This is a genomic window from Salinibius halmophilus (assembly GCF_003577475.1).
GTDB lineage: Bacteria > Pseudomonadota > Gammaproteobacteria > Pseudomonadales > Natronospirillaceae > Salinibius > Salinibius halmophilus.
In genome coordinates, this window is sequence record NZ_QPEP01000007.1 from 23,783 (window position 1) to 49,769 (window position 25,987).

A 25,987-nucleotide genomic window follows, 5' to 3' on the forward strand; every position below is an offset into this window, starting at 1 on the left:
GATATCAAAATGGCGATTACTGCTGCTCTAGTAAAGGACCTGCGTGAACGCACTGGTCTTGGCATGATGGAATGTAAAAAAGCGTTGGTTGAAGCCGAAGGCGACATCGATCTAGCGATCGAAAACCTACGCAAGCAGTCAGGCCTAAAAGCGGCTAAAAAAGCAAGCCGTGTTGCGGCTGAAGGTGTTATCTTAACACGTCAGGGCGAAGGCTTTGGCTTGGCAATTGAAATCAACTCAGAAACTGACTTCGTTGCTCGTGATGACAACTTCCTATCGTTTGCTAATAAGGTTGCTGATGCGGCAGTAGCTGCTAAGCAAACTGATATTGCAGCATTGATGGCGGGTGAGCTAGAGTCTGATCGCGAAGCCTTGGTACAGAAGATCGGTGAGAACATTACCGTTCGTCGTGCAACCATCGTGGAAGGTTCTGTAATTGGTGAATACACACACGGTGCGAAGATTGGTGTATTGGTATCACTTGAGGGCGGTTCAGAAGAAATCGCTAAGCAAGTGTCTATGCACGTAGCAGCTCAGAACCCACAATATGCAACACCGGATGCTGTGCCGAGCGATGTGGTTGAGAAAGAGCGTGAGATTGTGACTGCACAGTCTGAAGGTTCTGGTAAGCCAGCGGAAATTATCGCGAAGATGGTTGAAGGTCGTGTGAAGAAGTTCCTAGCGGAGATCTCATTGACTGAGCAACCATTCGTTATGAATCCAGATCAAAAAGTTGGTCAGCTACTGAAAGAAGCTGGCGCAACGCTAAACGGTTTCGTTCGCCTAGAAGTAGGTGAAGGTATCGAGAAAGAAGAAGTAGATTTCGCAGCAGAAGTAGCAGCAGCTGCTAAAGGCTAAGCGATTTTCGAAAAAAAAGGGGCCAAGCGGCCCCTTTTTTTATGCGTGTTTAGTCAAATCCATTGGTACACTGGCGAAAAGGCGCCAAATTGGTTAGTCTTTGCCGGTTCAAAATGAGGAGAAACAAAAGCATGCCTGCCACAGAAACACGCGCAAAGTATCGACGAATATTATTAAAGCTATCTGGTGAGGCGTTAGCTGGCTCGAAGGCCATGGGGATAGACCCTAAGGTCTTGGATCGCATGGCATTGGAGATTGGTCAGCTAGTAGGTATTGGTGTGCAAGTTGGCTTGGTGATTGGCGGCGGTAATCTTTTCCGCGGTGCTGAGTTGAACCAAGCAGGGCTAGATCGCGTGACTGGCGACCACATGGGTATGCTTGCCACCGTGATGAATGCGCTGGCAATGCGCGACGCACTTGAGCGGGCCAATATTCGCACGCGCGTGATGTCCGCTATCCCAATGCGAGGCGTAGTAGAAGACTACGACCGTCGTACAGCCATTCGATACCTGAATCAGGGTGATGTTGTTATTTTTTCAGCCGGTACCGGTAACCCGTTTTTTACAACGGATTCTGCCGCTTGTCTTCGCGGCATTGAAATAGAAGCTGACCTAGTACTGAAAGCGACTAACGTGGATGGTGTATATGATGCCGATCCGCGCAAGAACCCTGATGCCAAAATGTATACTCAGTTGACATACAACGAAGCGCTAGAGCGTCAGCTGGGTGTGATGGACCTAACGGCAGTTTGTTTGGTGCGTGACCATCAAATGCCAGTTCGGGTTTTTAATATGAATAAACCAAGTGCGTTGATCGGTGTTATGACCGGTGAAAACGAAGGAACACTCATGTCGGGGGAAATAAACAATGCTGAATGATATTTATAATGGTGCAGAGCAGCACATGAAAAAGGCCATTGATGCGCTAGATAACGCGTTCAAGCGTATTCGCACAGGCCGCGCAAACCCAGATATCTTGGACTCGGTTTACGTGAACTACTACGGCTCAGATACGCCACTAGCGCAAGTTGCTAACATCTCTGTGGAAGATGGCCGCACGCTATCCATCAAACCATGGGAAAAGCCTATGGTGCCAGAAGTAGAAAAGGCGATCTTGAAGTCTGATTTGGGTTTAAATCCGGCAACATCTGGTGACACCATTCGCGTTGCGATGCCAGCTTTGACGGAAGAAACGCGTAAAGACATGCAAAAAGTGGCGCGCGCAGAAGCGGAAAAAGGCCGTGTGTCTATTCGTAATGCTCGCCGCGATGCGATCTCTGACATCAAAGAACTGGTGAAAGAAAAAGAGTTGTCGGAAGACGAAGGCCGTAAAGGTGAAGAGCAAGTTCAGAAGCTAACGGATAAATGGATCGGCGTGGTGGATCAGCACTTGGCTGAGAAAGAAGCCGACTTGATGAAAGTTTAAGCCATTTTGGGGTGCTCATATTAGAGCACCCAGTATTATCTGAGTTAGCTTATGACAATGGAGAAAATCCCCCGCCATATTGCCATTATCATGGATGGTAATAATCGTTGGGCGAAACAACGCCTCTTAGGTGGTGTTGCTGGGCATAAAGCATCGGTTGAAGCTGTTCGTGCCGCCGTTCGTAGAAGTGCAGAGCTAGGTGTTGAAGCCTTAACGCTATTCGCGTTTTCAAGTGAAAACTGGAAGCGCCCTCAAGAAGAGGTGAGTGCGTTGATGGAGCTATTCATCTGGGCGCTTGAAAAAGAAAGCAAACGGTTGGCAAAAAATAACCTGCGCTTGCGTATTATCGGCGACCGCACGGCCCTATCTAGCAAAATAAACAAGTTAGCTGATGAAGCCGAGCGCTTAACAGCAAATAACACTGGCATGTCGATTAACGTTGCAGTCAATTATGGCGGTCGTTGGGATATTACTCAGGCAGCAAAAGTGTTGGCTGAAAAAGTGGCGGCAGGGGAGCTGGCTGCGTCAAATATTGATGAGTCGTTGTTAGATCAGCACACTTGTTTATCGGATTTGCCCGCTTTGGATTTGTTAATTAGAACAGCTGGCGAGCAACGCGTTTCTAATTTTTTGCTATGGCAGCTAGCCTATGCAGAGTTCTGGTTTTGCGAGGATCTGTGGCCAGATTTTCGCGAGCATCATATTGATCAAGCGGTGGCAGTATTTAATGGTCGTGACCGTCGTTTTGGTAGTAGGGAGTCGCAATAATGTTACTTCAACGCGTGCTGACTGCCGCGGTTTTAGCGCCGGTAATGCTGGCTGGTATTTTTTGGTTGCCTGTTGAAGGCTTTATGATTTTCGCTGCGCTAATCGTTTTAGTTGGCGGCTGGGAATGGTCTAAGTTAGCCGCTTACGCTCGTTCGCGTTGGATTTATACCGCGCTTTTGATGGTAGGACTCGCCTTGCTGGCTTGGCAGAACTGGCTGGTCGCGAGTGTTTATGTTGGTGGTGCTTGGTGGCTTGTTGCCTGGTATTTGGTTAAGCGTTATCCACGCCGCCAGGGCTTGTGGTCGGCGCGCTTGGCGCGCGGGATTATGGGGCCATTAGTGCTTCTGCCAATGTGGTCTGGTCTGGTGATTCTTAAGCAGCAAGACCAGTCAGCCTTGCTGCTGTCGGTGCTAATGCTTTACGTGTGGGGGGCAGATATTGGTGCCTACTTTGTTGGTAGAGCCTTCGGTGACCGAAAGCTTGCGCCAACCGTTTCGCCCGGCAAAACATGGGCGGGGGCATTTGGTGCGCTAGGTTCTGGTGCGTTGATCAGTGTTGCGACGGGTCTGTGGATTTTGTCAACAGACGTTCAGTGGCAGGCAATAGAATGGTTGGTATGGTTGGGCTTAGGCTTACTGGTTGTGGTGCTGTCGATTATCGGTGACTTGCTTGAGTCTATGGTTAAGCGATATCGCGGTATAAAAGATAGTGGCCGGATTTTGCCTGGTCATGGTGGTGTGATGGATAGAATTGACTCGCTCTGCGCTGCAACACCTGTTTACGTGCTGGGTTTACTACTGTGGCCAGCACTGGTAGGCATAGTTCAATAACCGTTCTTTGAGGTAGTGAATGATCTTAACGCTGGCAAGTTTTGCTCTGGCACTAGGGATACTGATTGCTGTCCATGAGTTTGGTCACTATTGGGTAGGCCGAAAAATGGGGGTGCACGTTTTGCGCTATTCCATTGGTTTTGGCCCTGTGCTTTATAGTCGGCGCAATAAACTGGGTACCGAGTTTTCGTTATCGCTATTGCCGCTTGGTGGATACGTTAAGTTTCTCGATGAACGTGAAGGGGATGTGGCACCTGAACTGGTATCGCAGGCGTTTAATCGCCAGTCCATTGGTGCCCGTGCGGCAATTGTCGCTGCCGGGCCTGCGGCGAACTTTTTATTAGCCATTGCGCTATATGCTGGCTTGTCGATGTGGGGGCAGCCAAATCTGCGTCCTATTATCAATCAGCCGAATGAAGCGAGCATGATTGCCAGTGCCGGAAATGCACAGCGTGGCGACAGGGTGATAGCCATCGACGGCACGCCAGTTGAGAACTGGATGGACGTGCAAATGGCGCTGGTCAAGCGCGTTGGAGAATCTGGCACGATCGACATCACATTACGCCCTGAGCGTGGTTTCCAAGATGTTGAGCTATCCATCGCAATTGAGCGCTGGTTGTCTGGCGAGCGCGACCCAAACGTGCTTGCTGAAGTTGGCTTGCAACCTTGGCAACCCATAATTCCCGCAGTTGTAGATGAAGTGGTAGCCGGCAGTCCCGCTGAGGATGCGGGCATTCGTCCTGGCGATGAACTAATAACGGCGAACGGTGAATCATTATCAGACTGGCAACAGTGGCGATCACTATTTGCTTCAAGCCCAAGTGAGGCTATTGAAGTTGGTGTTCAGCGTGTATCTGGGGTTGATACAGTAGTGTTGACGCCTGAACGGTTGGAAGATGGTTCAGGTAGAGTGGGGATTGCCGTATTGCTGCCGGAAGAAATCGCTTTTCCCGATGGGTATCGCTATACAGAACGCCTGAATCCTCTGCAGGCTGTGCCTTATGGCGTGCAGCAAACCTGGCAACTGGTAACCACTTCCTTTGACTTCTTAGGAAAGATGTTGTCAGGTGCGGTGACGCCTAAGAATCTTTCTGGACCTGTGTCGATTGCCCAACTAGCGGGGGAGTCGGCTAGTTATGGTGTCATCAGCTTTATTACCTTCCTAGCCTTTATTAGTGTCAGCCTAGGTGTGGTTAACCTGTTGCCGTTGCCGGTACTGGATGGCGGGCATCTGGTGTTGTTGGCACTAGAAAAGGTTCGAGGCCAGCCAATGCCAGAGAAGTTTGAGCAAGTATGGGGCACCATAGGTATGTTTGTTTTGTTATCAATTATGTCGTTTGCCTTATTTAACGACTTGGATCGCTTAGGATGAGAATGTTTAAATCAGTTTTATCCACTGCCATAGCAGTGAGCTTGTCTGCGACAGCGATCGCTGAAGTTTATGATGTAGAAAGTATTACTTTCCAAGGGTTGCAACGAGTGTCACCTGCCGCAGCAAGCTCTGTCGTCACACTCTTGCCGGGGAAAATCGATCAATCTGCCGTGTCAGCTGCACTGCGTGCGCTATACCAAACTGGTTACTATGACCAAGTAGAAGTGTTATTGGAAAATGGCGCACTGACATTTGTGGTGATTGAGCGGCCACAAATTGAAACGCTTACCATAGAAGGCGCTGATACAGTGCCTGAATCGGCGCTCACCAGTGCGCTAAGTGCCGAGGGTGTGAGAGCGGGCGAGATTCTAAATCAGTCGAAGATTGCCGTGATCAGTGGTGAGCTTGAGCGTCAGTATGCTCAGGTTGGGTTATATGAAGCCAAGGTCACGATTGACCAAGAGCCACTGCCAAACAACCGCGTCAACGTGACCGTTGTGGTAGAGGAAGGCCCAAAAGCCGAGGTAGGCTCGTTTAATATTGCCGGCAACCGCCTGTTTAGTGATGATGAACTGGCTGAGAACTTCACCCTGAAACCGCGTCGCGATACACAAGTGTGGGACACCCTATTTGGCAATCATGATTTCTCTTTGGCGCAGTTTCGCGGCGATTTAAGACGTTTGGAAAGCTTCTATTTTGAGCGTGGTTATGTTGACTTTGCCATTGACTCGCAGCAAGTGGATCTAACTCGAGACCGTCGCTACATGTCTTTGAACTTGAACATTAGCGAGGGTGAGCAGTACTTCCTTGCTAGTGTAAACGTGGATGCGCCGGGCGAGTTCGATTTAGACAGTCTGCCAACGCTGGTGGCGGGTGATGTGTTTGCTCGCTCACAGGTTGTTGCGACACAGCAGCGAATACTAGACGAGCTAAATGATCAAGGATACTTTTTTGCCAAGGTTGATGTGCTACCTGCAGTTGACCGTGAGGCGTTAACCGTTGACCTAACCTACAAAGTGACACCCGGGCCACTTACCTATGTGCGCAAGATCGAGTTCGTTGGTAATGATGCCACCAATGACGTTACCCTGCGTCGGGAGTTGCTGCAATTAGAGCAATCATTGGCGATTGTTAGTGACATTCGCCAGGGTACCAGCAGATTAATGCGACTAGGGTTCTTGCGTAATGCTACGGTCGATACACGCCCCGTGCCAGGTACGGATAATCAAATTGATGTCATCTACGAGGTAGAGGAAGACAAGGTAGGAAATGTTAGTGCATCGCTGCAATTTTCTCCTAGCCGAGGCGCGAGCATTTCAGGCAGTTTTGGACAAAAGAACTTGGCCGGTACAGGTCATGAAACAGCGATCGAGCTAAGTGCCTCTACCACAAGGGATGATGATGGCGACCTAACCTTTGCTCAGCGCAAGGTGAACATCAGTTATGACATCCCTTATGCCACAGAAAGTGGCATATCAGTTGGTGCCGATTTATTCGTTGAAGAAATTAACGATGATGTCATTTCGCAGAGTAATTACCGCACTAATGATTATGGTATTCGCGTGCGCGCGGGTTACCCGACTAGCTTAGATTCACGGCTGATTTGGTCAGCTGGCCTTGAACGTAAAGACCTGCTATTGCCAACTAACACCATCAATGTTGCGCAAGAAGTACTCAATTACGCCGATGATGTAGGCAGTAATACATTTGATACCCTTACGCTAGGTGCAACCTGGCGTTATTACACGCTTGAGGGTGGCTTTTTAGTCAACAAAGGTGCTCAGCATCGTTTGTCGGCGACTTACTCTACGCCACTTAGCAGTTCGAGCTGGCTTAAGCTCGACTACACAGGTGAGCAATACTGGCCGTTATTTGAGCGCGACTACTGGGCCTTGCGCGTACATGGTGAATTTGGTTTTGGCGTGCCAATTAGTGGTAATCAAATGCCATTTTACGAGCTTTATAAATCTGGTGGTCGAGGCTCGGTTCGAGTATTTAAAGACAACCAATTAGCGCCAAATGACTCGCAAGGCCGAGCATTCGGTGGCAATCTAAAAACAGAGATAGGCGCCGAGCTACTCGTACCAATGCCGTTTATAGAAAATAAAGATGCTTGGCGAGCATCCTTATTTATCGATGCGGGTAATACCACTACCTCTAGTTGCAGTGGCTACAGTGAGGCGTCAAACTGTCAGTCGGGCTGGCGTATTGATGATATCAACGTATCTGCTGGTATCGATTTAACCTGGCGTACACCTGTTGCGCCGATTAGTTTTGTGTTGGGCTACCCACTGACTAATGCACATGAAGAGGGTGACGCTGGCGACCCATTTAGCTTCAGCCTAGGTATTTCTTATTAAGGACAGAATGATGAAAAAGCTATTTACTTTTATATTTGCCACTTGTGTATCTTTTACCGCAATGGCCTCTAACTACGCCGTGATTAATCAAGAGCTAGTCATGTTTACTAGCCAAGTGGCGCAGGCTGAAAATGCGCGGCTACAGGCGGACTTTGGTGATTTAGATCGTGAGCGCACAGCGCTGCAAGAAGAGCTGCGTGCGATGCAGCGCCAGTACGAGACAGACAAAGATATTTTAACTGAAGAAGAAGTAGCAACACTGCAGGAGAAGGCGGCTGTTGTACAGCAACAAGTGAACCAACTATCGAATCAGTTGGCACAAGCTCAACAACAACGTCAAAATGCCTTTTTACAACGCTACCAGGAAGAGTTTGTTGAGGCGATTCGCAGTGTGTTGGCTGAAACTGAGTACGATTTAGTGCTCGACAGCAGCGCAGTCATCTATGCTGAAGATGGGCTGGACATTTCTGAACGTGTTCTAGAAGAGTTTAATCGCCTCACAACAGGTGAATAATCATGACAGTGTTGCTTAGCCAGATTGCTGAGTTGTTGGCGATCGATGGCTTGCCTGAACAAGAGTTCAATGATCTAACTGAGGTAAGTGAGGCCCAAGAAGGTGACCTCACTTTCGTCTCGCGTGCAAAGTACTTGCGAGCGCTGCCAAACAGTAAAGCCAGCGCTGTATTAATTAAATCGCAAGACAAAGCACAGGTGCCCGACAGTATGTTGGCCATCTGTGTGCCCGACCCATACCTTGCTTACGCTCAAGTATCACACTTATTTAGTAAAGACTTGCCGCAACCACCTGGGCGCCACCCGTCTGCATTGATCGGCGACAACTGCACGATCGACCCGTCTGTTCGTATTGGCCCGAACGTGGTGATTGGAAATCATTGCGTGATTGAAGCGGGTGTGCAAATTGCTGCCAATACCGTCATTCAGCATAGTTGTATCGTTGGTCAGCAAACCCGCATCGACGCCAACGTGACGCTATATCACAATGTCGTTGTAGGGCAGAATTGTCGCATTCGAGCCGGCTGTGTGATTGGCAGTGATGGCTTTGGATATGCGCCAACCGACGATGGCTGGCAGCCAATTAGTCAAAATGGCAGAGTGATTGTTGGCGATCGAGTGGAGTTAGGGGCAAATGTTTGCATCGACCGCGGCGCTATTCAGGATACCTTGATAGGCGATGATGTGATTATTGATAACCAAGTGCATGTTGCTCATAACGTGGTGGTAGGTAATCGTACTGCGATCGCTGGGCAAACAGGTATTGCTGGTAGTACTACCATAGGTGCTGGGTGCACATTTGCCGGCCAAGTAGGTGTGACTGGACACATTTCCATTGCTGACGGCAGTCATTTTGCTGGCAAAGCTATGGTGACAAAAGGCACGCGAGAAGCTGGCGCTTTTGCCAGTGGCCTGCCAATGATGGAACAAGGTGAGTGGCGAAAAACCGTCGCCCGAATTAACCGCCTCGAGCAGCTGGAGTTGAGGCTCAAGGAATTAGAAGACAAGTTTACAAGAGAAGAATCGAATGGATAATTTTGAGTTACCGCTTAACTCTGAAGCAATTAAGAAGCTACTTCCACATCGTTACCCGTTTTTATTAATCGATCGTATTACCGACGTTAATGTTGAAGAAAAATTTGCTGCAGGCTATAAAAACCTAACAGTGAACGAAGAGTTTTTTAACGGCCATTTTCCAGGTCAGCCAATAATGCCGGGCGTACTCATCTTAGAGGCCATGGCGCAATTATCCGGTGTGCTAGGTTTTTTAAACTCAGGCAATCGCCCTGAAGATGGCTATTTATACCTCTTTGCTGGGATTGATAACGTCCGTTTTAAAGCATCTGCTTATCCAGGTGATAGATTGGATATGACTGCGCAGGTTATTTCGGGTAAGCGTGGCATTTACAAAGTAGAAACGACAGCGAAGGTTGATGGCAAACTCGTTGCCTCTGCAACCATTATGTGTGCCGAAAGAAAGGTAAACTAGTGATTCACCCATCTGCAATCATAGATGCAAGTGCTCAGCTTGCTGATGACGTTGAAGTTGGTCCCTATGTTGTAATAGGCGCAGACGTAGAGATTGGTTCTGGGACAAAAATAGAGTCCCACGTGGTCATCAGCGGGCCGACCAAGATTGGCAAAGATAACCACATCTATCCGTTTGCCAACATAGGCGCTGCTTGTCAGGATAAAAAATACGCTGGCGAAGCGACTAAGCTTGTCATCGGTGATCGTAATATCATTCGTGAGAATGTGACGATCCACCGAGGCACAGTGCAAGATGAAGGGGTCACCCTCATAGGTAATGATAATCTGTTGATGGTTGGCTGCCACGTTGCACATGATTGTGTACTGGGCGACAACATTATTATGGCGAACCTAACCACACTTGGTGGCCACGTAAAGGTTGCAGACTTCGCTATCTTAGGTGGTGGAACCCTTGTGCATCAGTTTTGCCAAGTCGGTGCGCACTCTATGTCGGGTGCTGGCACAGTCTTATTTAAAGATGTGCCGGCTTACGTGACCTATCAAGGCAACCCAGGTAAGCCGTTCACAATGAACACCGAGGGGCTAAAACGCCGAGGTTACAGCAGTGAACGCCGTAATCAGTTGAAGCGTGCGTTTAAGGTTATTTATCGTCAGAGTCTCAAACTGGAAGCAGCGGTGGCCGAGCTGATGGCGTGGGACGACCCGCACGAAGATATCACTTTGTTGATTGAATCCTTGCGCTTATCCGAGCGGGGCATCATTAGGTAATGAGTCTAAAAATTGCCTTGGTAGCCGGAGAAAAGTCGGGAGATCGCCTTGGTGCTCGGCTTATTCAGGCATTAAAAACCTATTATCCAGATGCCAAATTTTTTGGCATTGCTGGCCCTGAAATGCAAGCGGAAGGTTGTCAGACCATGGTCGACATGGATCGTTTGTCGGTGATGGGGCTTGCTGAAGTGCTCCGTCGCCTGCCGGAGTTGCTAAAGATTAGAAAACAGCTAATTAAAAAGCTATTGGCTGATCAGCCTGATATCTACATTGGTATTGATGCGCCCGACTTTAATTTACCGATTGCTCGCAAGTTAAAGCGCGCTGGTATTAAAACCATGCACTTTGTTAGCCCATCCATATGGGCGTGGCGTGGTGAGCGCGTATACAGCATTGGTGAAAGCATTCATCACATGCTGACACTGTTTCCCTTCGAAGTGCCTATTTATGAAAAAGCGGGTGTGGCCGCTAGTTTTGTCGGCCATCCAACAGCTGATGATATTCCGGTGATTGTTGACCATAAGCTGGCGCGGGCAAAATTAGACCTCGATGTAGCAGGCCGCTACATTGCGGTGCTGCCTGGCAGTCGCGAGAGTGAAGTGAAACGCATGTTGCCTGTATACTGTATGGCAGCAAAGATTTTACTAGCGAAGTACCCAGACCTTACTTTTGTCATTCCTGCCGCGACAGGCTCTCGCTACGAGCAAATTTACGCTCTGCTGAAGACCCTGCAAAAGCAACACGGGGAACTGCCGATACAGTTAGTCTTTGGTCAGGCCGAGACAGTATTACAAGCGACGAACGCTGCGATGGTGACCAGTGGTACGGTTGCGCTAGAAGCCCTGTTTTGCAAACAGCCCATGGTGGTTGCCTATAAAGTATCGGCCTTGACATATCATTGGGCGAAGCGAAAGATGTTGATAGATTTCGTGTCACTACCGAATATTTTGGCGGGTAGGGAGTTAGTCAAAGAGCGATTGCAGCACGATGCAACGCCAGAGCAAATTGCTGACGATGTAGAGAGACTACTCGTTGATACTGAGTTGCGTGAACATATGCAAGAGTCGTTCTGTTTTATTCATCGCCAGTTGCGTCGGGATGCGAGTCGACGCGCAGCAGAGCTAGTGCATCAAGAGGTCTCTAAGGGTGCAGCTTGAGTTTGATTTTGCCAATGATACGACCGAACTGATCGCTGGCGTTGATGAAGTGGGTCGGGGGCCGCTGGCTGGCGAGGTCGTTACCGCCGCCTGCATTCTCGACCCAAAACGGCCAATTTTAGCGCTGAATGATTCAAAGAAGTTAACCGAAAAGCGTCGTGACTACCTGTTTGACCAAATTAAAGATCAGGCACTTTGTTATTGTATCGCCCGTGCTAGTGTTGAAGAAATAGATCAACTCAATATTTTACATGCCACGATGTTGGCCATGCGACGCGCCGTGGAAGGATTGGCCATTCAACCAACTCAGGTGTTGATTGATGGTAATCGTGTCCCAACCGGCTTAACCATGCCGGCACAGGCGATTGTAAAAGGCGATGGTTTGGTTGCTGAAATCTCCGCCGCATCTATTTTGGCCAAGGTTACTAGGGATAGAGAAATGCAGGCGTTGGACAAGCAATATCCTGATTATGGCTTAGCCAAGCATAAAGGCTACCCAACGCCAACACACTTAGCGGCCATACAAGCCTTAGGTGTCACAGAGATTCACCGGAAAAGTTTTGCCCCTGTTAAAAAAATACTGGATCAAGCATGAGTACAGATTTTGTCCATTTGAGAATTCATAGTGAGTACTCGCTTACTGATGGCATTGTTAAAATAAAGCCCCTGATTAAAAAAACAGCCGAGCTAGGACAGGGAGCGGTTGCACTGACAGATATCTGCAACTTCTTTGGCGTGATCAAGTTTTATAGTGGCTGTTTGGGTGCTGGCATTAAGCCAATTGTAGGGTCGGATCTTTGGATTGCCGAAGAAGGCAATGAAGACTCACCCTTCATGATGACCTTCCTTTGCCAAAACAATACTGGCTATAAAAATCTGATTGAACTCATTTCCCGCGGCTACCGCACCAACCAGCATCACGATGTAGCCATTGTTAAACCAGAGTGGGTGGCCGAGCTTAATGAAGGGCTAATCATGCTCTCAGGTCACCATATGGGTGACGTTGGCGAAGCATTAGGGCGCAGCAAGCTCGAGTTGGCTAAATCGCGCGCCCACCATTGGCAACAGGTGTTTGGTGACCGCTATTACCTAGAGCTAGTTCGCAGCAACCGTGAAAACGACGAAACCCAACTGAAAGCTAAATTGTCGATTGCTGTCGACCTTGGCATTGCAGTGGTTGCGACGAATGATGTGCGCTTTATCGACCGCGAACAGTTCGAAGCCCATGAAGCTCGTGTGTGTATCAATGAAGGGGTGACCCTAGAAGATCCAAAACGCGAGCGAAAATACTCAGAAGAGCAGTATCTAAAATCAACTGGCGAAATGCAGGCACTCTTTGCCGATATTCCCAGTGCGATCGAAAACACAGTAGAAATTGCTAAGCGCTGCAACGTTGAAATTGAGCTGGGTAAATATTATTTACCCGATTACCCAGTGCCAGAAGGCATGACTATGGACGAGTACTTTCGCCAGTTGTCAGCCGAGGGCTTGGAAAATCGCTTAAAGCAGCTTTTTACGCAGCAAGAGCCGAACTACGATGAAATTCGCCAGCAGTACTATGACCGCTTAAATTTTGAGCTCGATATCATCATTCAGATGGGCTTCCCAGGCTACTTTCTCATCGTAATGGACTTCATTCGCTGGTCGAAAGAGCACGATATACCTGTGGGGCCTGGCCGTGGTTCAGGTGCCGGCTCGCTTGTTGCCTACGCGCTGGATATTACTGACCTTGACCCTATTGAATATGACTTGCTATTTGAGCGCTTCCTAAACCCTGAACGTGTTTCCATGCCCGATTTTGATATCGACTTTTGCATGGAAAAGCGTGACCAAGTGATTGGGTATGTAGCCGACAACTATGGCCGTGATGCGGTATCTCAGATTGTCACCTTCGGGACCATGGCAGCAAAGGCGGTTGTGCGCGACGTTGCGCGAGTGCAGGGTAAAAGTTTTGGTTTAGCCGATCGCCTATCAAAGCTGATCCCGGGCGTGCCCGGTATGACATTGGATGCTGCGATCGCCGAGGTTGAGGACTTAAAGCAACTAGTCGAAAACGATGATGAGGCGCAAGAGGTTTGGCAAATGGCCAAACTGCTTGAAGGCATTACCCGTCAAACGGGTAAACACGCCGGTGGTGTGGTGATTGCTCCTACTAAGTTGACCGACTTCTCACCACTGTATTGTGATGTTGATGGCTCAGGCTTGGTGACCCAGTACGATAAAAACGATGTTGAATCTGCGGGCTTAGTAAAGTTTGACTTTTTGGGTTTGCGAACACTCACTATTATCGACTGGGCTCTGGCTATTATCAACGGCAAATCGGGCCAGGCGCCAATCGATATCGCCAAAATTCCATTAGATGACCCAGCGTGCTTTAAACTGCTGAAAGAAGCCAAAACAACAGCGGTGTTCCAGCTCGAATCACAGGGTATGAAAGGCCTAATCAAACGCCTACAGCCAGACAGTCTCGAGGATATGATTGCACTGGTAGCATTGTATCGCCCAGGCCCACTTCAGTCTGGCATGGTAGAAGATTTTATTGACCGCAAGCACGGGCGTGCCCCCCTTGCTTACCCGCACCCAGATTACCAGCACCCCGACCTTGAACCCGTGCTCGAAAATACTTATGGCGTTATTCTATACCAGGAGCAGGTGCAGCGTATTGCCCAGGTATTGGCGGGCTACAGCTTGGGTAAAGCTGACTTGCTGCGCCGCGCCATGGGTAAGAAAAAACCTGAGGAGATGGAAAAGCAGCGCAAGATTTTCCTTGAAGGGGCGCTGGAGAATGGCCTAACGGCGGATCTGGCCAATAATATCTTTGACTTGATGGAAAAGTTCGCTGGTTATGGTTTTAACAAATCGCACTCAGCCGCTTACGCATTGGTGTCTTACCAGACATTGTGGTTGAAGACGCACTACCCAGCAGCCTTCTTGGCGGCAACCATGTCTTCTGACTTGCAGAACACCGACAAAGTCGTGGTGTTCATCGAAGACGCGCGCCAAATGGGCATCCAAATTGTGCCGCCTGATGTAAACGAAGGCGAGTATCTCTTCACGGTGAACGCTAAGGATCAAATTGTATATGGTCTGGGCGCTGTAAAAGGCGTTGGTGAGGGGCCTGTTGAGGCGATCATTCAAGCGCGGCGCGATGGTCCATTTACCGATCTTTTCGATTTTTGTAAACGCGTTGATCCTCGCAAGGTTAATAAACGCACCATCGAAGCTCTTATTAAGTGTGGGGCGCTTGATAAAATTGGCCCAAATCGTGCGGCAATGATGGCAGCGATTGAAAATGCGGTGAAAGCGGCTGATCAAGCGCAAACCAACGCCGCCACTGGCATGATGGACTTGTTTGGGGTCATTGAAGAAGAAGCCGCGGTAGATGTTTATCAGCCTTATCTAGACATACCTCAATGGCCAACACGAGAGCGTTTAAGCTACGAAAAGGATACGCTAGGTCTGTATTTGACAGGCCACCCAATTGACGATTTTGAGCGTGAAGTGGCTGAAGTCGCCCATATGCGACTGGCCAACCTAGCAGATTCGCGTGAACCTCAGAGACTGGTTGGTTTAGTGGTCAGCGCTCGATTCGCCCGTAACAAAAAAGGCGAGCCAATGGCCTTTTTGTTGTTAGACGACCGAACGGGGCGGGCGGAAGTCTCGCTGTTTGGCGAGGCCCTAGAGCAAGCCAAACCCTACCTTGAGAATGATGCGATTATTGTTGTTGAAGGTAGTATCAGTTGGTCTGACTATAGTGATGGCTGGCGAATTCGCGGCAATCAGGTGATTCCACTCGCGCAAGCGCGTGAGCAGTTGACCGACCGAGTGCGGCTGGTTATTAATCAACAGCTCGAAGAGCGCGCCTTAGAGTGGCTGCAACGCAATGTTGTTGACATTGATGAGTCTAAGCGCCCAGTTACCATTCATTATCAGCATCAAGCAGGGGTTGGTGATGTTCATTTAGGCGAAACCTTTGGCATTGCCATTAGTGACGATGTACTCGATGACATGCGGGCTAATTTTGGCCAAGACAACGTACAGCTTATTTTTGGCAACCGTCGTCGTGTGCAAATGAGTGAGCCAGAGTTTGGCTAGGCATTTGGTGGTTGGTTTTGGAGTAGTCGTCGCTCTATGGGTAAGCGCACTATTTGCTACCCAGTGGGCGCTGCAAAACTGGTGGCAAGAGCGCTATAGCGGTTTTAGTCAACAGGTACTGTCGGCTATTAACCAAAGTGATGAGGCGATTTTTCAACTGGCAACCGATGATCTAGCCGGGCGAATGCTTCTGCAAAACGATGCCTTGCACGTTTACACCGATCACGCGCCGTATAGGCTGACCACCACTTGGCAGCTGGCAAGTGTTAACGTTGACCCGCTGACTTGGCAGAATAGTGCGCAGGTGACGGCGACCATTACTGCCAGCGATGTCGCTGGCAGACTAACGCTTGTTCTAGAGCGTGAGCAAGAACAAGCCAGGCTTCAAGACCTTTACTTTGAGATTGCACCAAACCGATGACAACCCTCTATCTTGACCGAGCTGATGCGCTCAATGCGCAAAACTTGGCGTTAATTGAGCGCCTAACCACGCGTTTACAGGAAACTGACGGGGAAACACTGCTGCTTGCCGAAGGCGACCACTATAGTGTTGGTGGCGATGTGAAATCTATTTTGCGTGGTTACCAGCAGGATCCAAGCTACAGTCATACTTATTTTAGCGCCAAATATGCACTTGACCGACTTTGGCAAGCACAAGCAGGCAATCGCACCCAAGTGCAAGGTTACTGCCTAGGCGGTGGTATGGGCTTAGCGATGGGTAGTGATCATATTGCTGCCAAAGCGAATGCGGTGTTTGCTATGCCAGAAGTCATGATAGGTATGGTGCCAGACTGTGGTATGGCGGTTTTGCTAACAGATATAATTGGCCCTATGGCTGAGTTGATGTTATTGACTGGCCTGCGTTTAAGTGCGCCTCAAGCTTTCCAGCTAGGTCTAATCGATGATCTGCTAGATGATGTGCCCCTACCGGATATGAGCGACTGGCTTAAACAGGCTGACGTTTGGTCGAAGCTACCTCTCACTGCGCGCTGGCAACAATTGCCATCGTTTGTTGAGTTTACTTCTGAGCCCTCTATCTTAGCAGTGGTTGCAACCTATCAGCACATCAAGCTTTATCGAAATCGAACACGCGCCGATGCGATGGCGGCGGAAGTAAACTTGGCTGCTAATCTTATGCGCGAGGGTGAGTTCGCCGAGGGAATTACGGCAAAGCTACTAGAAAAGCGACCGGCAAACTTTCTCTATCCGGAGGTCAGGTCGGTGCCACCGCAAATGATTGATCGACTATATGGTTAAAGTTAGTCAAGGCTTTTATGGTACGGTTTATAAGGCTGGTACGTGGGCGGTAAAAGACTGTGTATCGGCGGTTCAATGCCAGCAGGAGTTGCAAGCCATTGCCTTATTGCAGCGTTTTGGCTTTGGTGTGGCTAGGGTAGAGCGGATATCTGACACCAAGTATCGCTACCCTTGGTGTGAAGGCTTACCGTTTAGTCGTTGTGCTGATGCGATTGAGGATGTGATTGCACATGTCAACAGACTACACAAGGTTAAACAAAGTCACTTTCATTGGGCTGGCATTAGCGACCGCCATTGGTGGCGTTGTTTTACCCGCTGGGTTGTCTCTTGGTATGCAAACATTAAACCGCTGGTCTCAGCTCGTCTTTACCTAGCACTTGTGCCGCTTCTTTCAGCATTACCGCGCCACCTTGCCACCTTGCAGGCAATACCGACACTCGTCCATGGTGATCCGCACCCAGATAACATAATCGTTGACGGTAAGCGCATCGTCCTGATTGATCCAGGTATTGCCGGCTTTGCGGTGCCTGAACTTGATTGGGCAATGTACTGGCGGGCGGGCTTTGAGTTGCCAAATTTCGTGCAACAACAGAAGTCATCGGTCATCTTGATGCGCATCATGTTAGATCTGTGGCACATGCAGAGAACGACGTGGCGAGATGAGGCATACTTCGAAAGTTTTATTAATGACTACTATCTTTCTTGTTCAGCCAAACCGTAATCAAGTTAATCAAAGTCTGTTGTGATACTGGCTTGGTAATGAAGTCATCCATACCAGAATCCAGACATTTTTGACGGTCGCCTGCTAACGCATGTGCGGTCATGGCAATGATCGGCAAATGCTGCAGCAAGGGATTGTGGCGAACTCTGAATGTGGTTTCATAACCGTCCATCTCAGGCATCTGGCAATCCATTAGTATTAGGTCAAAGGTCTGGTTTTGCAGAACTTCCAACGCTTGCAGGCCATTATTGGCAAATGTGAGGCTGGCATTTGTTTTCTTCAAATATCCTTTAACAACCAGTTGGTTAACATGATTATCCTCTACAACCAGAATACGCTTGCCACAGAAATCAACGGGCGGCGCTTGTGCGACACTTTTTTGTAGACGCAATGAAAGGCGGTGCAGCAAGATTCGAGTGCTCACCGGCTCGGGCACTACGATCATATCCTTTTCTTGCTGAGCCGTTGCACCCAACAAAACCTTGGTTCCTACCGAGTGACGATTTAGCACAGCTATATCGGAAGCAATAACAATATCCGCGTCTTCTGATTCGGGCAGCACAGCACTCAACTCGCTATGCAATACCTTGTATTGACCGGGGTCGACTTGCCAATTAAAAGCTGGCTCTGTGGGTAAACTGTGTTGGTCATCACCAGCACGACGCCTACATGGCAGTTCAATCGTGAACGTTGAGCCAACACCCAACTTACTTGTAACAGTGATGTCACCTCCCATAAGTTCTACAAGACTTTTCGAGATGCTTAACCCTAAGCCAGTACCGCCAAACTTGCGGGTCGTAGAGGTATCGGCTTGCGAAAATGTCTCAAATATTGAAGTGCTTTGTCTTGCTGTCATACCGATGCCGGTATCAGTAATTTTTATGGTTAAATCAAATGCCTTTGAGTTGATTTGTCGGCTAGAAACTGAGACTGCAACAGTTCCATGTTCAGTAAACTTCACTGCGTTCGAGAGTAGGTTGTTGAGTACTTGAGATAGGCGCAGTTCATCGACAAAAATGATCCACGGTAGTTTGGGGTCGATTTCGAGCAAAAGTGTGATGGACTTTTCTTTTGCTGCTAGTCGAACGACGTCAAACGCTTGATCGAACAAATAACCTAAATCGACTTTCTCTTTGGTTAACGTCAATTTTCCGGCTTCTATTTTGGAAAAATCCAGGATGTCATTGATAAGATTTAATAAAAACTTACTCGACTGGGCAATGCTTTGAACATATTGGCGCTGTTCACCAGTCAGTTGGGTGTTCATGGTTAGCTCCGTCATGCCAATGATCGCGTTCATTGGCGTGCGAATTTCATGCGACATATTGGCTAAAAACTCGCTCTTAATGCTGCTTGCTTGCTCAGCTTGCTCTCTGGCTTGTACCAACATTTGCTCGGTTAATTTTCTTTCTTGGATTTCTATATTTAGTTTTTCATTGATGGCAGTAAGCTTACGGGTACGGTCGGCGACTCGCTGTTCTAGCTCAGCATTGGCGCGCTCTAAGTCAATGCTCGCTTTTTTGCGAATGATGGCTTGGCTCACTGCGATGCCATAGATGCGTAATAAGTCTTTTTGATAGCCAGATATGGGTTGTTGATGGACAAGGTTATCAGCCGCAAGCCAGCCAAAAACTGAGTTCGAATCATATAAGCACACCATGGCGTTCCAACCAGTGCCGATGATTTGCTGATGATCCACCAACTCAGTTGCTTCCCATACTGTTACTTCATGCTTGTTAAGAATTGCTTGCTGGACCAGTGGTACACTATCAATAGGCGCTCTGAAAGTGCTTTCATCACGCAAATAGCCGTTGGTATCTGTACCAAACGTGCCCACCATTTCGCCGGTTTGTTGGTCAACAAGTAGCAAGCCAAGTCGATCAAACGCTAGTTCGTCAAGACCAAACATGATGACTAATTGATAAAGTGCATTTAGGCTTTGGCAATCACCAAACTGAATACTCAGCTCATGAAGTTTAATCAGGCATTTCTGGAAGTTCGCTGCTTCGTTATCAGTCAGTGAAGTTTGATCCATAAGTGCCCTGTTCCAAGTGATTGCTACTAAAGTTGGAGCGTTTAGAAGGTTTTGCAAAGTAAGCATAGCCCAGTGAGGCGGCTCTGCTAATCACAGGGCTAAGAGTTTTCAGTATCTAGCTGTGATTTAAGTGTTTCAATCTCAGCTTTGAGCGCTTTGATTTTTGTCGCCGCTTCGATGTTGCCGCCAGAATCTACCATAGCCTGCAGCTCAGAGATTTGCTGCTTGAGCATGTCGTTTTCACTTTCGAGCTCAGTGATACAGTGCATCATTTCTTGCGAGTCTTGAACAAAAACGCTGAGTAATTTTCTAGCCTCTTCTTCATCGGAACCGTCTTGCGCGGTCTCAGTGTTTTTTTCTAGCGACACTATTTTGGCTGCCAGTGAATCGAGCGAACGCTGCAATTGAGCACGAAATGCCTGCCAATCCTCAGGCGCTTGCTCGGGAATGCTATCCGGCGTTAAAGGTGCCTCGTCAGAAGATGCACCTTGGGTGCCAGTCAATGCCTCTAATTTTGCCTCCAAAAGCGTAATAACTTCATCACTATGCTTGGCGGCTTCTTTCAGGGCTTCTACCTGATCAAGTAACAAGGTGGTGAGCTGATCTTTTTTATCTGGGATCAGCTGGTCTAATTGCATTGACAGTGCATTGATCTTTTCTTGCAAATCAACTTTATCGCATTTAAGCCGGAAGATTTCGTCGACCTTCTCACCAGTGCCAGGCGAAGGCTTAACTTGTTGAGCCTCCTTGCGACTCATTTTTTGTAGGGCTTGCAAGGCATCGGCAAGCTTACCCTCGTTGATGGTAAGCTTCTCTTCTAACTCGCTAATCTTAGCCTTTGCAGCATCCGACACTTCGTCATTGGCTTGCTCAGTTTGGAATAGCGTCAAATACGCGTCGGGTTGAATATCACCTTTTAGTAGTGCTAAGTCTTGCTGGTAAAACTTTTGTCGAAGTGCGGCCGCCTCAGGATGGTCGATTGCCTGTGCGCTTAGAAAATCGACCGCTGTTTCGGTTGTTACTGGTTTGGATCCGTGAGTTTTTAGCTTTTTTATACGAAGTCGAACAACCAATACCGCCACAATGACTGCCACGGTAAGGACCTCTAAAATGATAAACAGTACCAAGCCAGATATGTACAAAATCCAATCCCAACCAAAAGTTGAAAGACACTAGGCTCGTCCTAGTGAGCCCATATCGCGATGCATTGCTGCACTACCTTCATTTTTGTAGCTTAGCGTAGTTTGGCCTGTTAGTAGAGAAAGCTCACTCTGCACACGTGCGACTACCGTGTTTAACAAAATGCCATTGCGGTCATTTTTTGCCTTCGCTTGGCGCAGTTTTTCCTTGTTGATTTGCCACTGGTCGAGCAGGGCAAGTTTGGCAAGCTGTTTTGGCAGGTCTGCTTCGCTGCTCTGCAAACACTGGCATAGCTGTTTGTGAGTGGTCTCTAGCTCGCTCACAATTGCTCGCTTGTCTGCTGCAATGCTCTCAAGCATTCGTGTATCGCGTTCTTTCAACGCGCTGTGCTCACGTTCAGTAACATGGCACAGCAACTCAGTGTGGTTTTCTAGGCGATGTAGTAACTTGGTTGCTTCAACGGCAACCGCTTCGTCGATATGCTGGTTCATAGCTGCTTACCTCTAGTTGATGAGGGGCGCTTATAGATCCGATTCAAACTTGCTAATGGCACTCGCTAGTCGGTCGTAATCTATTTGATAATCACCACTCTCTATGGCTGCTTTAATTGAGGCAACCTTCTCTGAATCAACTTCTGGCAAATTTTTGACAGATTCTTCAAGCTGCTTCAGTGATCTGACCTGTGAGGATAACTCCACTCTGTCAGCACTGCGTGCGTTGTTGCTTGCCTGAGTTGACGGTTGATTCTTGTTTGCAGCTTGATTCTGCAAATCTTGTGCCGAACCCTTTTCATTGAGCGTACCAACGGGTTTTGACATCCCATTGTTATTACTGATATTCACCATGATAGCCTCCCCAACATATTTCATCGCTTCTTGGTTGTCGGCTGCTTTAACGATAGCTTTAGCAACTTTTTTTGAATTTTACGGTGCTAGTGTGACTTGTACCACTTTTTCACCCACAATCGTGGCGGCAAGTCTTCGTCCGGAGGAAAGGTTTGTCACGGTTATTTGTTCGCCTAACGCCCCGCTCTCAAGGGCTGTACCAGTCATTGAGACTTGCAGACCAGGGCGAGTGCCAATGATCACAACTTTATCGCCGCGGCTAACTTTTGTTGGTGGTTCAATGATTCGTTGGTTGAGAATCATACCAGCTCTGAGAGAGCGCTGAGCTTGGCTGCCCTCGACATCATCAATACTGGTAAAATAACCAAGCCTTAACTTGCTGATATCGTGCTCTACCATCGATAGGTCTTGTGCAGTGATGACTTGATTGGCCGACACGTCATTTGCTAGCTGGACAACTTGGTCAAAAACGGACACCTGAATTGGCCAATATAACATCCAGTCGTCACATTTAACTTGCAGCCTAACAGCTCCCAGCCAATTACCAGATACATTATAAACAGTGGGCTGCTCACAGTCAGACAAGTGTGATAAGCGCGGCGAACTCGGGTGAATTATTTGTATCCGCTGGTTGCTGTATTGTTGAGTAACCATTGCTTCCACTTCAGAAACTATTACTCCCGATAGGTCGCTAAAGACATTGCTACTCAAGCACAGGGTAATAAGGCCGATAATTATTTTACTAGTTTGCACAGCAAAACCTTGTCGAGTTGGGATCCCCTACTATGCTAATTATCAGTAGGCGTCGAATTACTGACTTCCAACATTCGGCAGCAAATAGCGTGCCCAGTATATTCGGAGTAGAAAATGGCGGGTGTCTTAGATAGTGTAAACCAACGTACTCAGTTGGTTGGCGAAAACAGATTGGAGCTGTTGCTGTTCAGAGTGAACGGCAGCCAGCTATATGGCATAAACGTGTTTAAAGTGCGAGAGGTGCTGCCTTGCCCGCGTTTAACCAACATTCCAAAAAGCAAGCAGGTAGTACGTGGTATTGCACCGATTCGTGGCGGTACCATCTCGATACTTGACTTGTCCCTTGCTACGGGCAATTCGCCGCTAGACGATATTGAAAGTTGCTTTACCGTCATTACAGAGTACAACGGCAGCACCCAGGGCTTTTTGGTGCGCTCGGTCGAGCGAATTGTTAACCTCAACTGGAATGAGGTTCACCCACCGCCTCGCGGCACCGGCCATGAGCACTACCTGACGGCGGTGACCAAAGTAGACAACAAGCTTGTTGAAATCATCGATGTGGAGAAAATTCTTTCCGAGGTCGCGCCGATCAATGAAAACATCTCTGAGGGTGTGATTACTGAAGATGTGGCGAAAACAGCGGCAGACCTCAAGGTTCTTGTGGTCGATGACTCTAAGATTGCGCGAAAGCAAGTACAGCGCTGCGTTGAGCAAATTGGCGTGCAGGTGACTGCTTTAAATGATGGTTTAGAAGCATGGAATCACCTCACTCAGCTTCAAGAGCAAGGTATTTCGCCACTTGATGAGTATATAATGATGATTTCAGACATTGAGATGCCTGAAATGGATGGTTATACCCTAACTGCCGAAGTTCGCCAGCACGCATCTTTCAAAGCTATGCATATTGTGTTGCATTCATCACTGTCAGGTGTATTCAATAAAGCCATGGTGGAGAAGGTGGGCGCCGATGACTTTTTGGCAAAATTCCATCCAGATATGTTAGCTGAAAAAGTAATTGAGCGTGTGCATGCAGTGGGTGCAACCATCCCAGGTTTGGATGAGTAGTTAGGAGAAGTCTTTTGCAAACCGACTTGGCGTATGATGCGTTTTGTAGTGAGTTAGAGAAGCTCTCGGGCATTTGTTTGGGAGCTGGCAAGCAATATCTGGTTAGTAGCCGTTTGCGCAACATTATGAAGTCGCACGACTTGGCTTCGTTAAGTGACGTTGTGAAAAAATTGAAGAGCGAACCAAGAGGCAAGTTTGCGACTTCCGTTGTCGATGCCATGACGACTAATGAAACGCTTTGGTTTCGTGATTCTCACCCTTATGAGATATTGAAAAGTAAAATATTGCCTGAGCTGCTAAAAACGCCTGGACGATCATTGCGCATATGGTCGGCTGCTTGCTCTAGTGGCCAGGAGCCTTACTCGATTAGCATGATTCTCGAAGAGTACTTTCAATCGAGTTTAGTAAATAAAGGCAATGTTAAAATTGTTGCGACTGATTTGTCTGAAAGTATTTTGGAAGAGGCCAGAAACGGTGTTTATGCATCGCTTGCCGTAGGTCGTGGGCTAGACCCACAACGGTTAAAGCGGTGGTTTGATGCCACCACAGATGGCCAATATAAAGTGAAACCACAAGTTGCCCAACGCGTTGAATTCCGTAAGCTCAATTTGTTAGAGAGTTATGCCCTAGTAGGCAAGTTTGAGGTAGTTTTTTGCCGCAACGTACTGATTTACTTCACGCCCGAAGTGAAAAAACAAATTTTGCTCAAAATTCACGGGGTATTAGCACCTGGTGGCTATTTGCTCCTTGGCGGCAGTGAGGCGATTAGTGGCCTGAGTGATAAGTTTGAGATGGTTCACTGTCGTCCTGGGATTATTTACAAAAAAATCTAATAAAGCCAACAAGCTGATTAATCGAAATGCCAACTTCCAGAGTTGGCATTTTTTTTGCTCGTAATTTCTCAGTAACGACTTGGTTAGTGAGGTGACACATGGCGAGAATTGGATTTGAAGCAGGACTTGGTATTCATGACGATGCCTTGCTTGTGCGAGCGGAGCGCTCGGAAGTGCTGGCCAATAACCTAGCGAATGCCGACACACCAGGGTTCAAGGCAAGAGACTTCGACTTTAAAGCCGTGCTCAATGGCGAGATGGAAAAAGTCAAAAGTTTGCCGGTAGAGCGGACAAATGATGCCCATATCAAAGGTCGGGGCCGCATTGGTTGGGATATGCTTTACCGCTTTCCAAGTCAACCATCTATTGATGGCAATACGGTCGATGTCAACATCGAAAACGCTGAATTCACCCGTAACTCACTAGATTACAACGCCAGCTTTGAGTTTCTAAACTCTCGCTTCAAAGGTCTTAACCGTGCAATTAAGGGGCAGTAATTATGTTATCTAACGCACTTACCATTGCCGGTACAGGCATGAATGCACAGTCTATTCGTTTGAATACAACGGCGTCTAACTTAGCGAATGCTGAGACCGTCAGTTCATCAATCGATCAAACTTACCGCGCTCGCAAACCATACTTTCAAGTTGAGCAGAAAGCTTGGGCAGATAGAGACTTTCGAGCTGTGGATGTGGATGCAGACATCGGCAATGGTGTGAAGGTTGCCGCCATAGTTGAAAAAGACGCGCCAATCGATATTCGTTATGAACCGACGCACCCAATGGCAGATGAAGAAGGTTACGTTTATTACCCGAACGTCAACGTCGTTGAAGAAATGGCTGACATGATTTCGGCGCAGCGCAGTTTCCAGGTTAATGTGGAAGTGTTCAATACTGCCAAAACACTAGTGCAGAAAACACTAACACTAGGTCGCTAAGAGGGCTGAGCAATGGATGTTAACAACACAACCAATGGTATAAGCCAATACAGCACAGACAATCGCTTTGCCGATGAAAAGAAAAGCAATGAGCTTGGCAAAGACGAGTTCCTGAAGCTGATGATTGCTCAAATGAACAATCAAAACCCGCTGCAGCCAAAAGAAAACGGTGAGTTTATTGCGCAGTTAGCTCAGTTCTCAACTGTTGAAGGCATCGAGAATATGTCATCTGGGCTCGACAGTTTAAGCCAGACTTATCGTTCTAGTCAGGTGCTACAAGCCTCCACGCTAGTGGGCAGTGCAGTCACCGTAGAAGGTAACCAGAGTTCGCAGCTACGTTGGGGCAACTTGGTACATGGTAGTGCTGATGTGCCTGCCGGGATGACAGATCTAACCATGATGATCCAAGATGAAAATGGCCAAACCATAGAGCAGGTGTCACTAGGCTATCAACCAGCTGGCGAGCTTGGCTTTAAGTGGGATGGAATTAATTTTGAAGTCAATGGTGAGTTGCTCGAAATTGACTACGACGGTTTTGAGCAAGATGAAGACGGCAATCTTATTCCGCATGCGGAGGGAAGTTACCGCTTTAGCATTACCGGCAATTACGGCGGCGAGCAACAAGCGCTGGATGTCGCTACCAGCAAACAAGTAGACAGTATCAGCTTCGATGAGAACAACGAAGTGGTGTTAAACCTGTCTGATGGCGAGCGCATTGGCATTAAAGATGTGCGCAATATCAATCAGGTCATTTAACGCAGGAG

At 48.1% G+C, this 25,987-nt stretch carries 27 protein-coding genes; 22 read left to right on the forward strand and 5 right to left on the reverse strand.

Features of this window, described 5'->3' with window-relative positions; genetic code table 11:
* The first annotated feature begins 9 nt into the window (after positions 1–9).
* The 17 genes from tsf to DUW71_RS09190 all read left to right on the forward strand — a co-directional run bounded on the left by tsf (position 10) and on the right by DUW71_RS09190 (position 17,615).
* Positions 10–858, forward strand: a complete 849-nt coding sequence (gene tsf, locus DUW71_RS09110) for a translation elongation factor Ts (RefSeq protein WP_119394943.1) — start codon at positions 10–12, stop codon at positions 856–858.
* Between the two features lie 131 nt (positions 859–989).
* Entirely contained in the window at positions 990–1,736 is a 747-nt protein-coding gene (gene pyrH, locus DUW71_RS09115; RefSeq protein ID WP_119394944.1) for a UMP kinase, read from the forward strand.
* On the forward strand, positions 1,726–2,283 hold the full coding sequence (frr, locus tag DUW71_RS09120; protein ID WP_119394945.1) for a ribosome recycling factor: 558 nt from the start codon (positions 1,726–1,728) through the stop codon (positions 2,281–2,283). The genes pyrH and frr overlap by 11 nt, the downstream gene beginning before the upstream one ends.
* A gap of 51 nt (positions 2,284–2,334) precedes the next feature.
* Positions 2,335–3,051 carry a polyprenyl diphosphate synthase gene (gene uppS / locus DUW71_RS09125; RefSeq protein ID WP_119394946.1) on the forward strand — a complete coding sequence of 239 codons (717 nt, stop codon included), beginning with the start codon at positions 2,335–2,337 and terminating at the stop codon, positions 3,049–3,051.
* Positions 3,051–3,881: a phosphatidate cytidylyltransferase gene (locus tag DUW71_RS09130; RefSeq protein ID WP_119394947.1), complete on the forward strand. Its 831-nt coding sequence runs from the start codon at positions 3,051–3,053 to the stop codon at positions 3,879–3,881. The genes uppS and DUW71_RS09130 overlap by 1 nt, the downstream gene beginning before the upstream one ends.
* A 19-nt stretch (positions 3,882–3,900) precedes the next feature.
* Positions 3,901–5,253, forward strand: coding sequence for an RIP metalloprotease RseP (gene rseP / locus DUW71_RS09135; RefSeq protein WP_119394948.1), 1,353 nt, complete (start codon positions 3,901–3,903; stop codon positions 5,251–5,253).
* Positions 5,254–5,255: 2 nt separating this feature from the next.
* On the forward strand, positions 5,256–7,613 hold the full coding sequence (gene bamA, locus DUW71_RS09140) for an outer membrane protein assembly factor BamA (protein WP_158583952.1): 2,358 nt from the start codon (positions 5,256–5,258) through the stop codon (positions 7,611–7,613).
* A 10-nt stretch (positions 7,614–7,623) separates the two neighbouring features.
* The gene (locus DUW71_RS09145; protein WP_158583953.1) at positions 7,624–8,127 is read left to right on the forward strand and encodes an OmpH family outer membrane protein; all 504 of its coding nucleotides are present in this window, start codon (positions 7,624–7,626) and stop codon (positions 8,125–8,127) included.
* 2 nt (positions 8,128–8,129) lie between these two features.
* A complete protein-coding gene (gene lpxD, locus DUW71_RS09150; protein ID WP_119394951.1) occupies positions 8,130–9,161 on the forward strand; it encodes a UDP-3-O-(3-hydroxymyristoyl)glucosamine N-acyltransferase in 1,032 nt (343 codons plus the stop codon).
* Entirely contained in the window at positions 9,154–9,615 is a 462-nt protein-coding gene (fabZ, locus tag DUW71_RS09155; RefSeq protein ID WP_119394952.1) for a 3-hydroxyacyl-ACP dehydratase FabZ, read from the forward strand. The genes lpxD and fabZ overlap by 8 nt, the downstream gene beginning before the upstream one ends.
* On the forward strand, positions 9,615–10,385 hold the full coding sequence (gene lpxA / locus DUW71_RS09160) for an acyl-ACP--UDP-N-acetylglucosamine O-acyltransferase (RefSeq protein WP_119394953.1): 771 nt from the start codon (positions 9,615–9,617) through the stop codon (positions 10,383–10,385). The genes fabZ and lpxA overlap by 1 nt, the downstream gene beginning before the upstream one ends.
* Positions 10,385–11,542: a lipid-A-disaccharide synthase gene (gene lpxB / locus DUW71_RS09165; protein WP_119394954.1), complete on the forward strand. Its 1,158-nt coding sequence runs from the start codon at positions 10,385–10,387 to the stop codon at positions 11,540–11,542. Before lpxA ends, lpxB begins: the two co-directional genes overlap by 1 nt.
* On the forward strand, positions 11,532–12,137 hold the full coding sequence (gene rnhB, locus DUW71_RS09170; protein ID WP_119394955.1) for a ribonuclease HII: 606 nt from the start codon (positions 11,532–11,534) through the stop codon (positions 12,135–12,137). The genes lpxB and rnhB overlap by 11 nt, the downstream gene beginning before the upstream one ends.
* On the forward strand, positions 12,134–15,637 hold the full coding sequence (gene dnaE / locus DUW71_RS09175) for a DNA polymerase III subunit alpha (protein ID WP_119394956.1): 3,504 nt from the start codon (positions 12,134–12,136) through the stop codon (positions 15,635–15,637). Before rnhB ends, dnaE begins: the two co-directional genes overlap by 4 nt.
* Positions 15,630–16,058, forward strand: coding sequence for a hypothetical protein (locus DUW71_RS09180; RefSeq protein ID WP_158583954.1), 429 nt, complete (start codon positions 15,630–15,632; stop codon positions 16,056–16,058). The genes dnaE and DUW71_RS09180 overlap by 8 nt, the downstream gene beginning before the upstream one ends.
* Complete coding sequence (locus DUW71_RS09185; RefSeq protein WP_119394958.1) at positions 16,055–16,894, forward strand: enoyl-CoA hydratase/isomerase family protein; 840 nt, start codon at positions 16,055–16,057, stop codon at positions 16,892–16,894. Before DUW71_RS09180 ends, DUW71_RS09185 begins: the two co-directional genes overlap by 4 nt.
* On the forward strand, positions 16,887–17,615 hold the full coding sequence (locus tag DUW71_RS09190) for an aminoglycoside phosphotransferase family protein (protein ID WP_119394959.1): 729 nt from the start codon (positions 16,887–16,889) through the stop codon (positions 17,613–17,615). The genes DUW71_RS09185 and DUW71_RS09190 overlap by 8 nt, the downstream gene beginning before the upstream one ends.
* On the opposite strand, the gene DUW71_RS09195 is transcribed toward DUW71_RS09190, so the two are convergent.
* From DUW71_RS09195 to flgA, 5 genes are all read right to left on the reverse strand, one after another.
* Positions 17,578–19,650: an ATP-binding protein gene (locus DUW71_RS09195; RefSeq protein WP_158583955.1), complete on the reverse strand. Its 2,073-nt coding sequence runs from the start codon at positions 19,648–19,650 to the stop codon at positions 17,578–17,580. The two genes, DUW71_RS09190 and DUW71_RS09195, sit on opposite strands and share 38 nt — an antisense overlap.
* A gap of 98 nt (positions 19,651–19,748) precedes the next feature.
* The gene (locus DUW71_RS09200; protein WP_158583956.1) at positions 19,749–20,744 is read right to left on the reverse strand and encodes a coiled-coil domain-containing protein; all 996 of its coding nucleotides are present in this window, start codon (positions 20,742–20,744) and stop codon (positions 19,749–19,751) included.
* A 78-nt stretch (positions 20,745–20,822) separates the two neighbouring features.
* Complete coding sequence (gene flgN, locus DUW71_RS09205; RefSeq protein WP_119394962.1) at positions 20,823–21,281, reverse strand: flagellar export chaperone FlgN; 459 nt, start codon at positions 21,279–21,281, stop codon at positions 20,823–20,825.
* Positions 21,282–21,311: 30 nt separating this feature from the next.
* The gene (gene flgM, locus DUW71_RS09210) at positions 21,312–21,635 is read right to left on the reverse strand and encodes a flagellar biosynthesis anti-sigma factor FlgM (RefSeq protein ID WP_158583957.1); all 324 of its coding nucleotides are present in this window, start codon (positions 21,633–21,635) and stop codon (positions 21,312–21,314) included.
* 78 nt (positions 21,636–21,713) lie between these two features.
* A complete protein-coding gene (flgA, locus tag DUW71_RS09215; protein ID WP_119394964.1) occupies positions 21,714–22,289 on the reverse strand; it encodes a flagellar basal body P-ring formation chaperone FlgA in 576 nt (191 codons plus the stop codon).
* A 213-nt stretch (positions 22,290–22,502) separates the two neighbouring features.
* Here flgA and DUW71_RS09220 point away from each other — a divergent pair, with 213 nt between their 5' ends.
* From DUW71_RS09220 to DUW71_RS09240, 5 genes are all read left to right on the forward strand, one after another.
* Positions 22,503–23,453, forward strand: a complete 951-nt coding sequence (locus DUW71_RS09220) for a chemotaxis protein CheV (protein WP_119394965.1) — start codon at positions 22,503–22,505, stop codon at positions 23,451–23,453.
* Between the two features lie 14 nt (positions 23,454–23,467).
* Entirely contained in the window at positions 23,468–24,286 is an 819-nt protein-coding gene (locus DUW71_RS09225; RefSeq protein ID WP_119394966.1) for a CheR family methyltransferase, read from the forward strand.
* A 98-nt stretch (positions 24,287–24,384) separates the two neighbouring features.
* Positions 24,385–24,783 carry a flagellar basal body rod protein FlgB gene (gene flgB / locus DUW71_RS09230; protein ID WP_119394967.1) on the forward strand — a complete coding sequence of 133 codons (399 nt, stop codon included), beginning with the start codon at positions 24,385–24,387 and terminating at the stop codon, positions 24,781–24,783.
* Positions 24,783–25,223 carry a flagellar basal body rod protein FlgC gene (flgC, locus tag DUW71_RS09235; protein WP_199671199.1) on the forward strand — a complete coding sequence of 147 codons (441 nt, stop codon included), beginning with the start codon at positions 24,783–24,785 and terminating at the stop codon, positions 25,221–25,223. Before flgB ends, flgC begins: the two co-directional genes overlap by 1 nt.
* Before the next feature lie 12 nt (positions 25,224–25,235).
* The gene (locus tag DUW71_RS09240) at positions 25,236–25,979 is read left to right on the forward strand and encodes a flagellar hook assembly protein FlgD (protein ID WP_119394969.1); all 744 of its coding nucleotides are present in this window, start codon (positions 25,236–25,238) and stop codon (positions 25,977–25,979) included.
* The last annotated feature ends 8 nt before the right edge of the window (positions 25,980–25,987 follow it).

Excerpts from the sequence above, each read along its gene's own strand:
- tsf (WP_119394943.1), top strand. The coding sequence starts at position 10 with ATGGCGATTACTGCTGCTCTAGTAAAGGACCTGCGTGAACGCACTGGT.
- pyrH (WP_119394944.1), top strand. The coding sequence starts at position 990 with ATGCCTGCCACAGAAACACGCGCAAAGTATCGACGAATATTATTAAAG.
- frr (WP_119394945.1), top strand. The coding sequence starts at position 1,726 with ATGCTGAATGATATTTATAATGGTGCAGAGCAGCACATGAAAAAGGCC.
- uppS (WP_119394946.1), top strand. The coding sequence starts at position 2,335 with ATGACAATGGAGAAAATCCCCCGCCATATTGCCATTATCATGGATGGT.
- DUW71_RS09130 (WP_119394947.1), top strand. The coding sequence starts at position 3,051 with ATGTTACTTCAACGCGTGCTGACTGCCGCGGTTTTAGCGCCGGTAATG.
- rseP (WP_119394948.1), top strand. The coding sequence starts at position 3,901 with ATGATCTTAACGCTGGCAAGTTTTGCTCTGGCACTAGGGATACTGATT.
- bamA (WP_158583952.1), top strand. The coding sequence starts at position 5,256 with ATGTTTAAATCAGTTTTATCCACTGCCATAGCAGTGAGCTTGTCTGCG.
- DUW71_RS09145 (WP_158583953.1), top strand. The coding sequence starts at position 7,624 with ATGAAAAAGCTATTTACTTTTATATTTGCCACTTGTGTATCTTTTACC.
- lpxD (WP_119394951.1), top strand. The coding sequence starts at position 8,130 with ATGACAGTGTTGCTTAGCCAGATTGCTGAGTTGTTGGCGATCGATGGC.
- fabZ (WP_119394952.1), top strand. The coding sequence starts at position 9,154 with ATGGATAATTTTGAGTTACCGCTTAACTCTGAAGCAATTAAGAAGCTA.
- lpxB (WP_119394954.1), top strand. The coding sequence starts at position 10,385 with ATGAGTCTAAAAATTGCCTTGGTAGCCGGAGAAAAGTCGGGAGATCGC.
- dnaE (WP_119394956.1), top strand. The coding sequence starts at position 12,134 with ATGAGTACAGATTTTGTCCATTTGAGAATTCATAGTGAGTACTCGCTT.
- DUW71_RS09185 (WP_119394958.1), top strand. The coding sequence starts at position 16,055 with ATGACAACCCTCTATCTTGACCGAGCTGATGCGCTCAATGCGCAAAAC.
- DUW71_RS09190 (WP_119394959.1), top strand. The coding sequence starts at position 16,887 with ATGGTTAAAGTTAGTCAAGGCTTTTATGGTACGGTTTATAAGGCTGGT.
- DUW71_RS09195 (WP_158583955.1), bottom strand. The coding sequence starts at position 19,650 with ATGGATCAAACTTCACTGACTGATAACGAAGCAGCGAACTTCCAGAAA.
- flgN (WP_119394962.1), bottom strand. The coding sequence starts at position 21,281 with ATGAACCAGCATATCGACGAAGCGGTTGCCGTTGAAGCAACCAAGTTA.
- flgM (WP_158583957.1), bottom strand. The coding sequence starts at position 21,635 with ATGGTGAATATCAGTAATAACAATGGGATGTCAAAACCCGTTGGTACG.
- flgA (WP_119394964.1), bottom strand. The coding sequence starts at position 22,289 with ATGGTTACTCAACAATACAGCAACCAGCGGATACAAATAATTCACCCG.
- DUW71_RS09220 (WP_119394965.1), top strand. The coding sequence starts at position 22,503 with ATGGCGGGTGTCTTAGATAGTGTAAACCAACGTACTCAGTTGGTTGGC.
- flgB (WP_119394967.1), top strand. The coding sequence starts at position 24,385 with ATGGCGAGAATTGGATTTGAAGCAGGACTTGGTATTCATGACGATGCC.
- DUW71_RS09240 (WP_119394969.1), top strand. The coding sequence starts at position 25,236 with ATGGATGTTAACAACACAACCAATGGTATAAGCCAATACAGCACAGAC.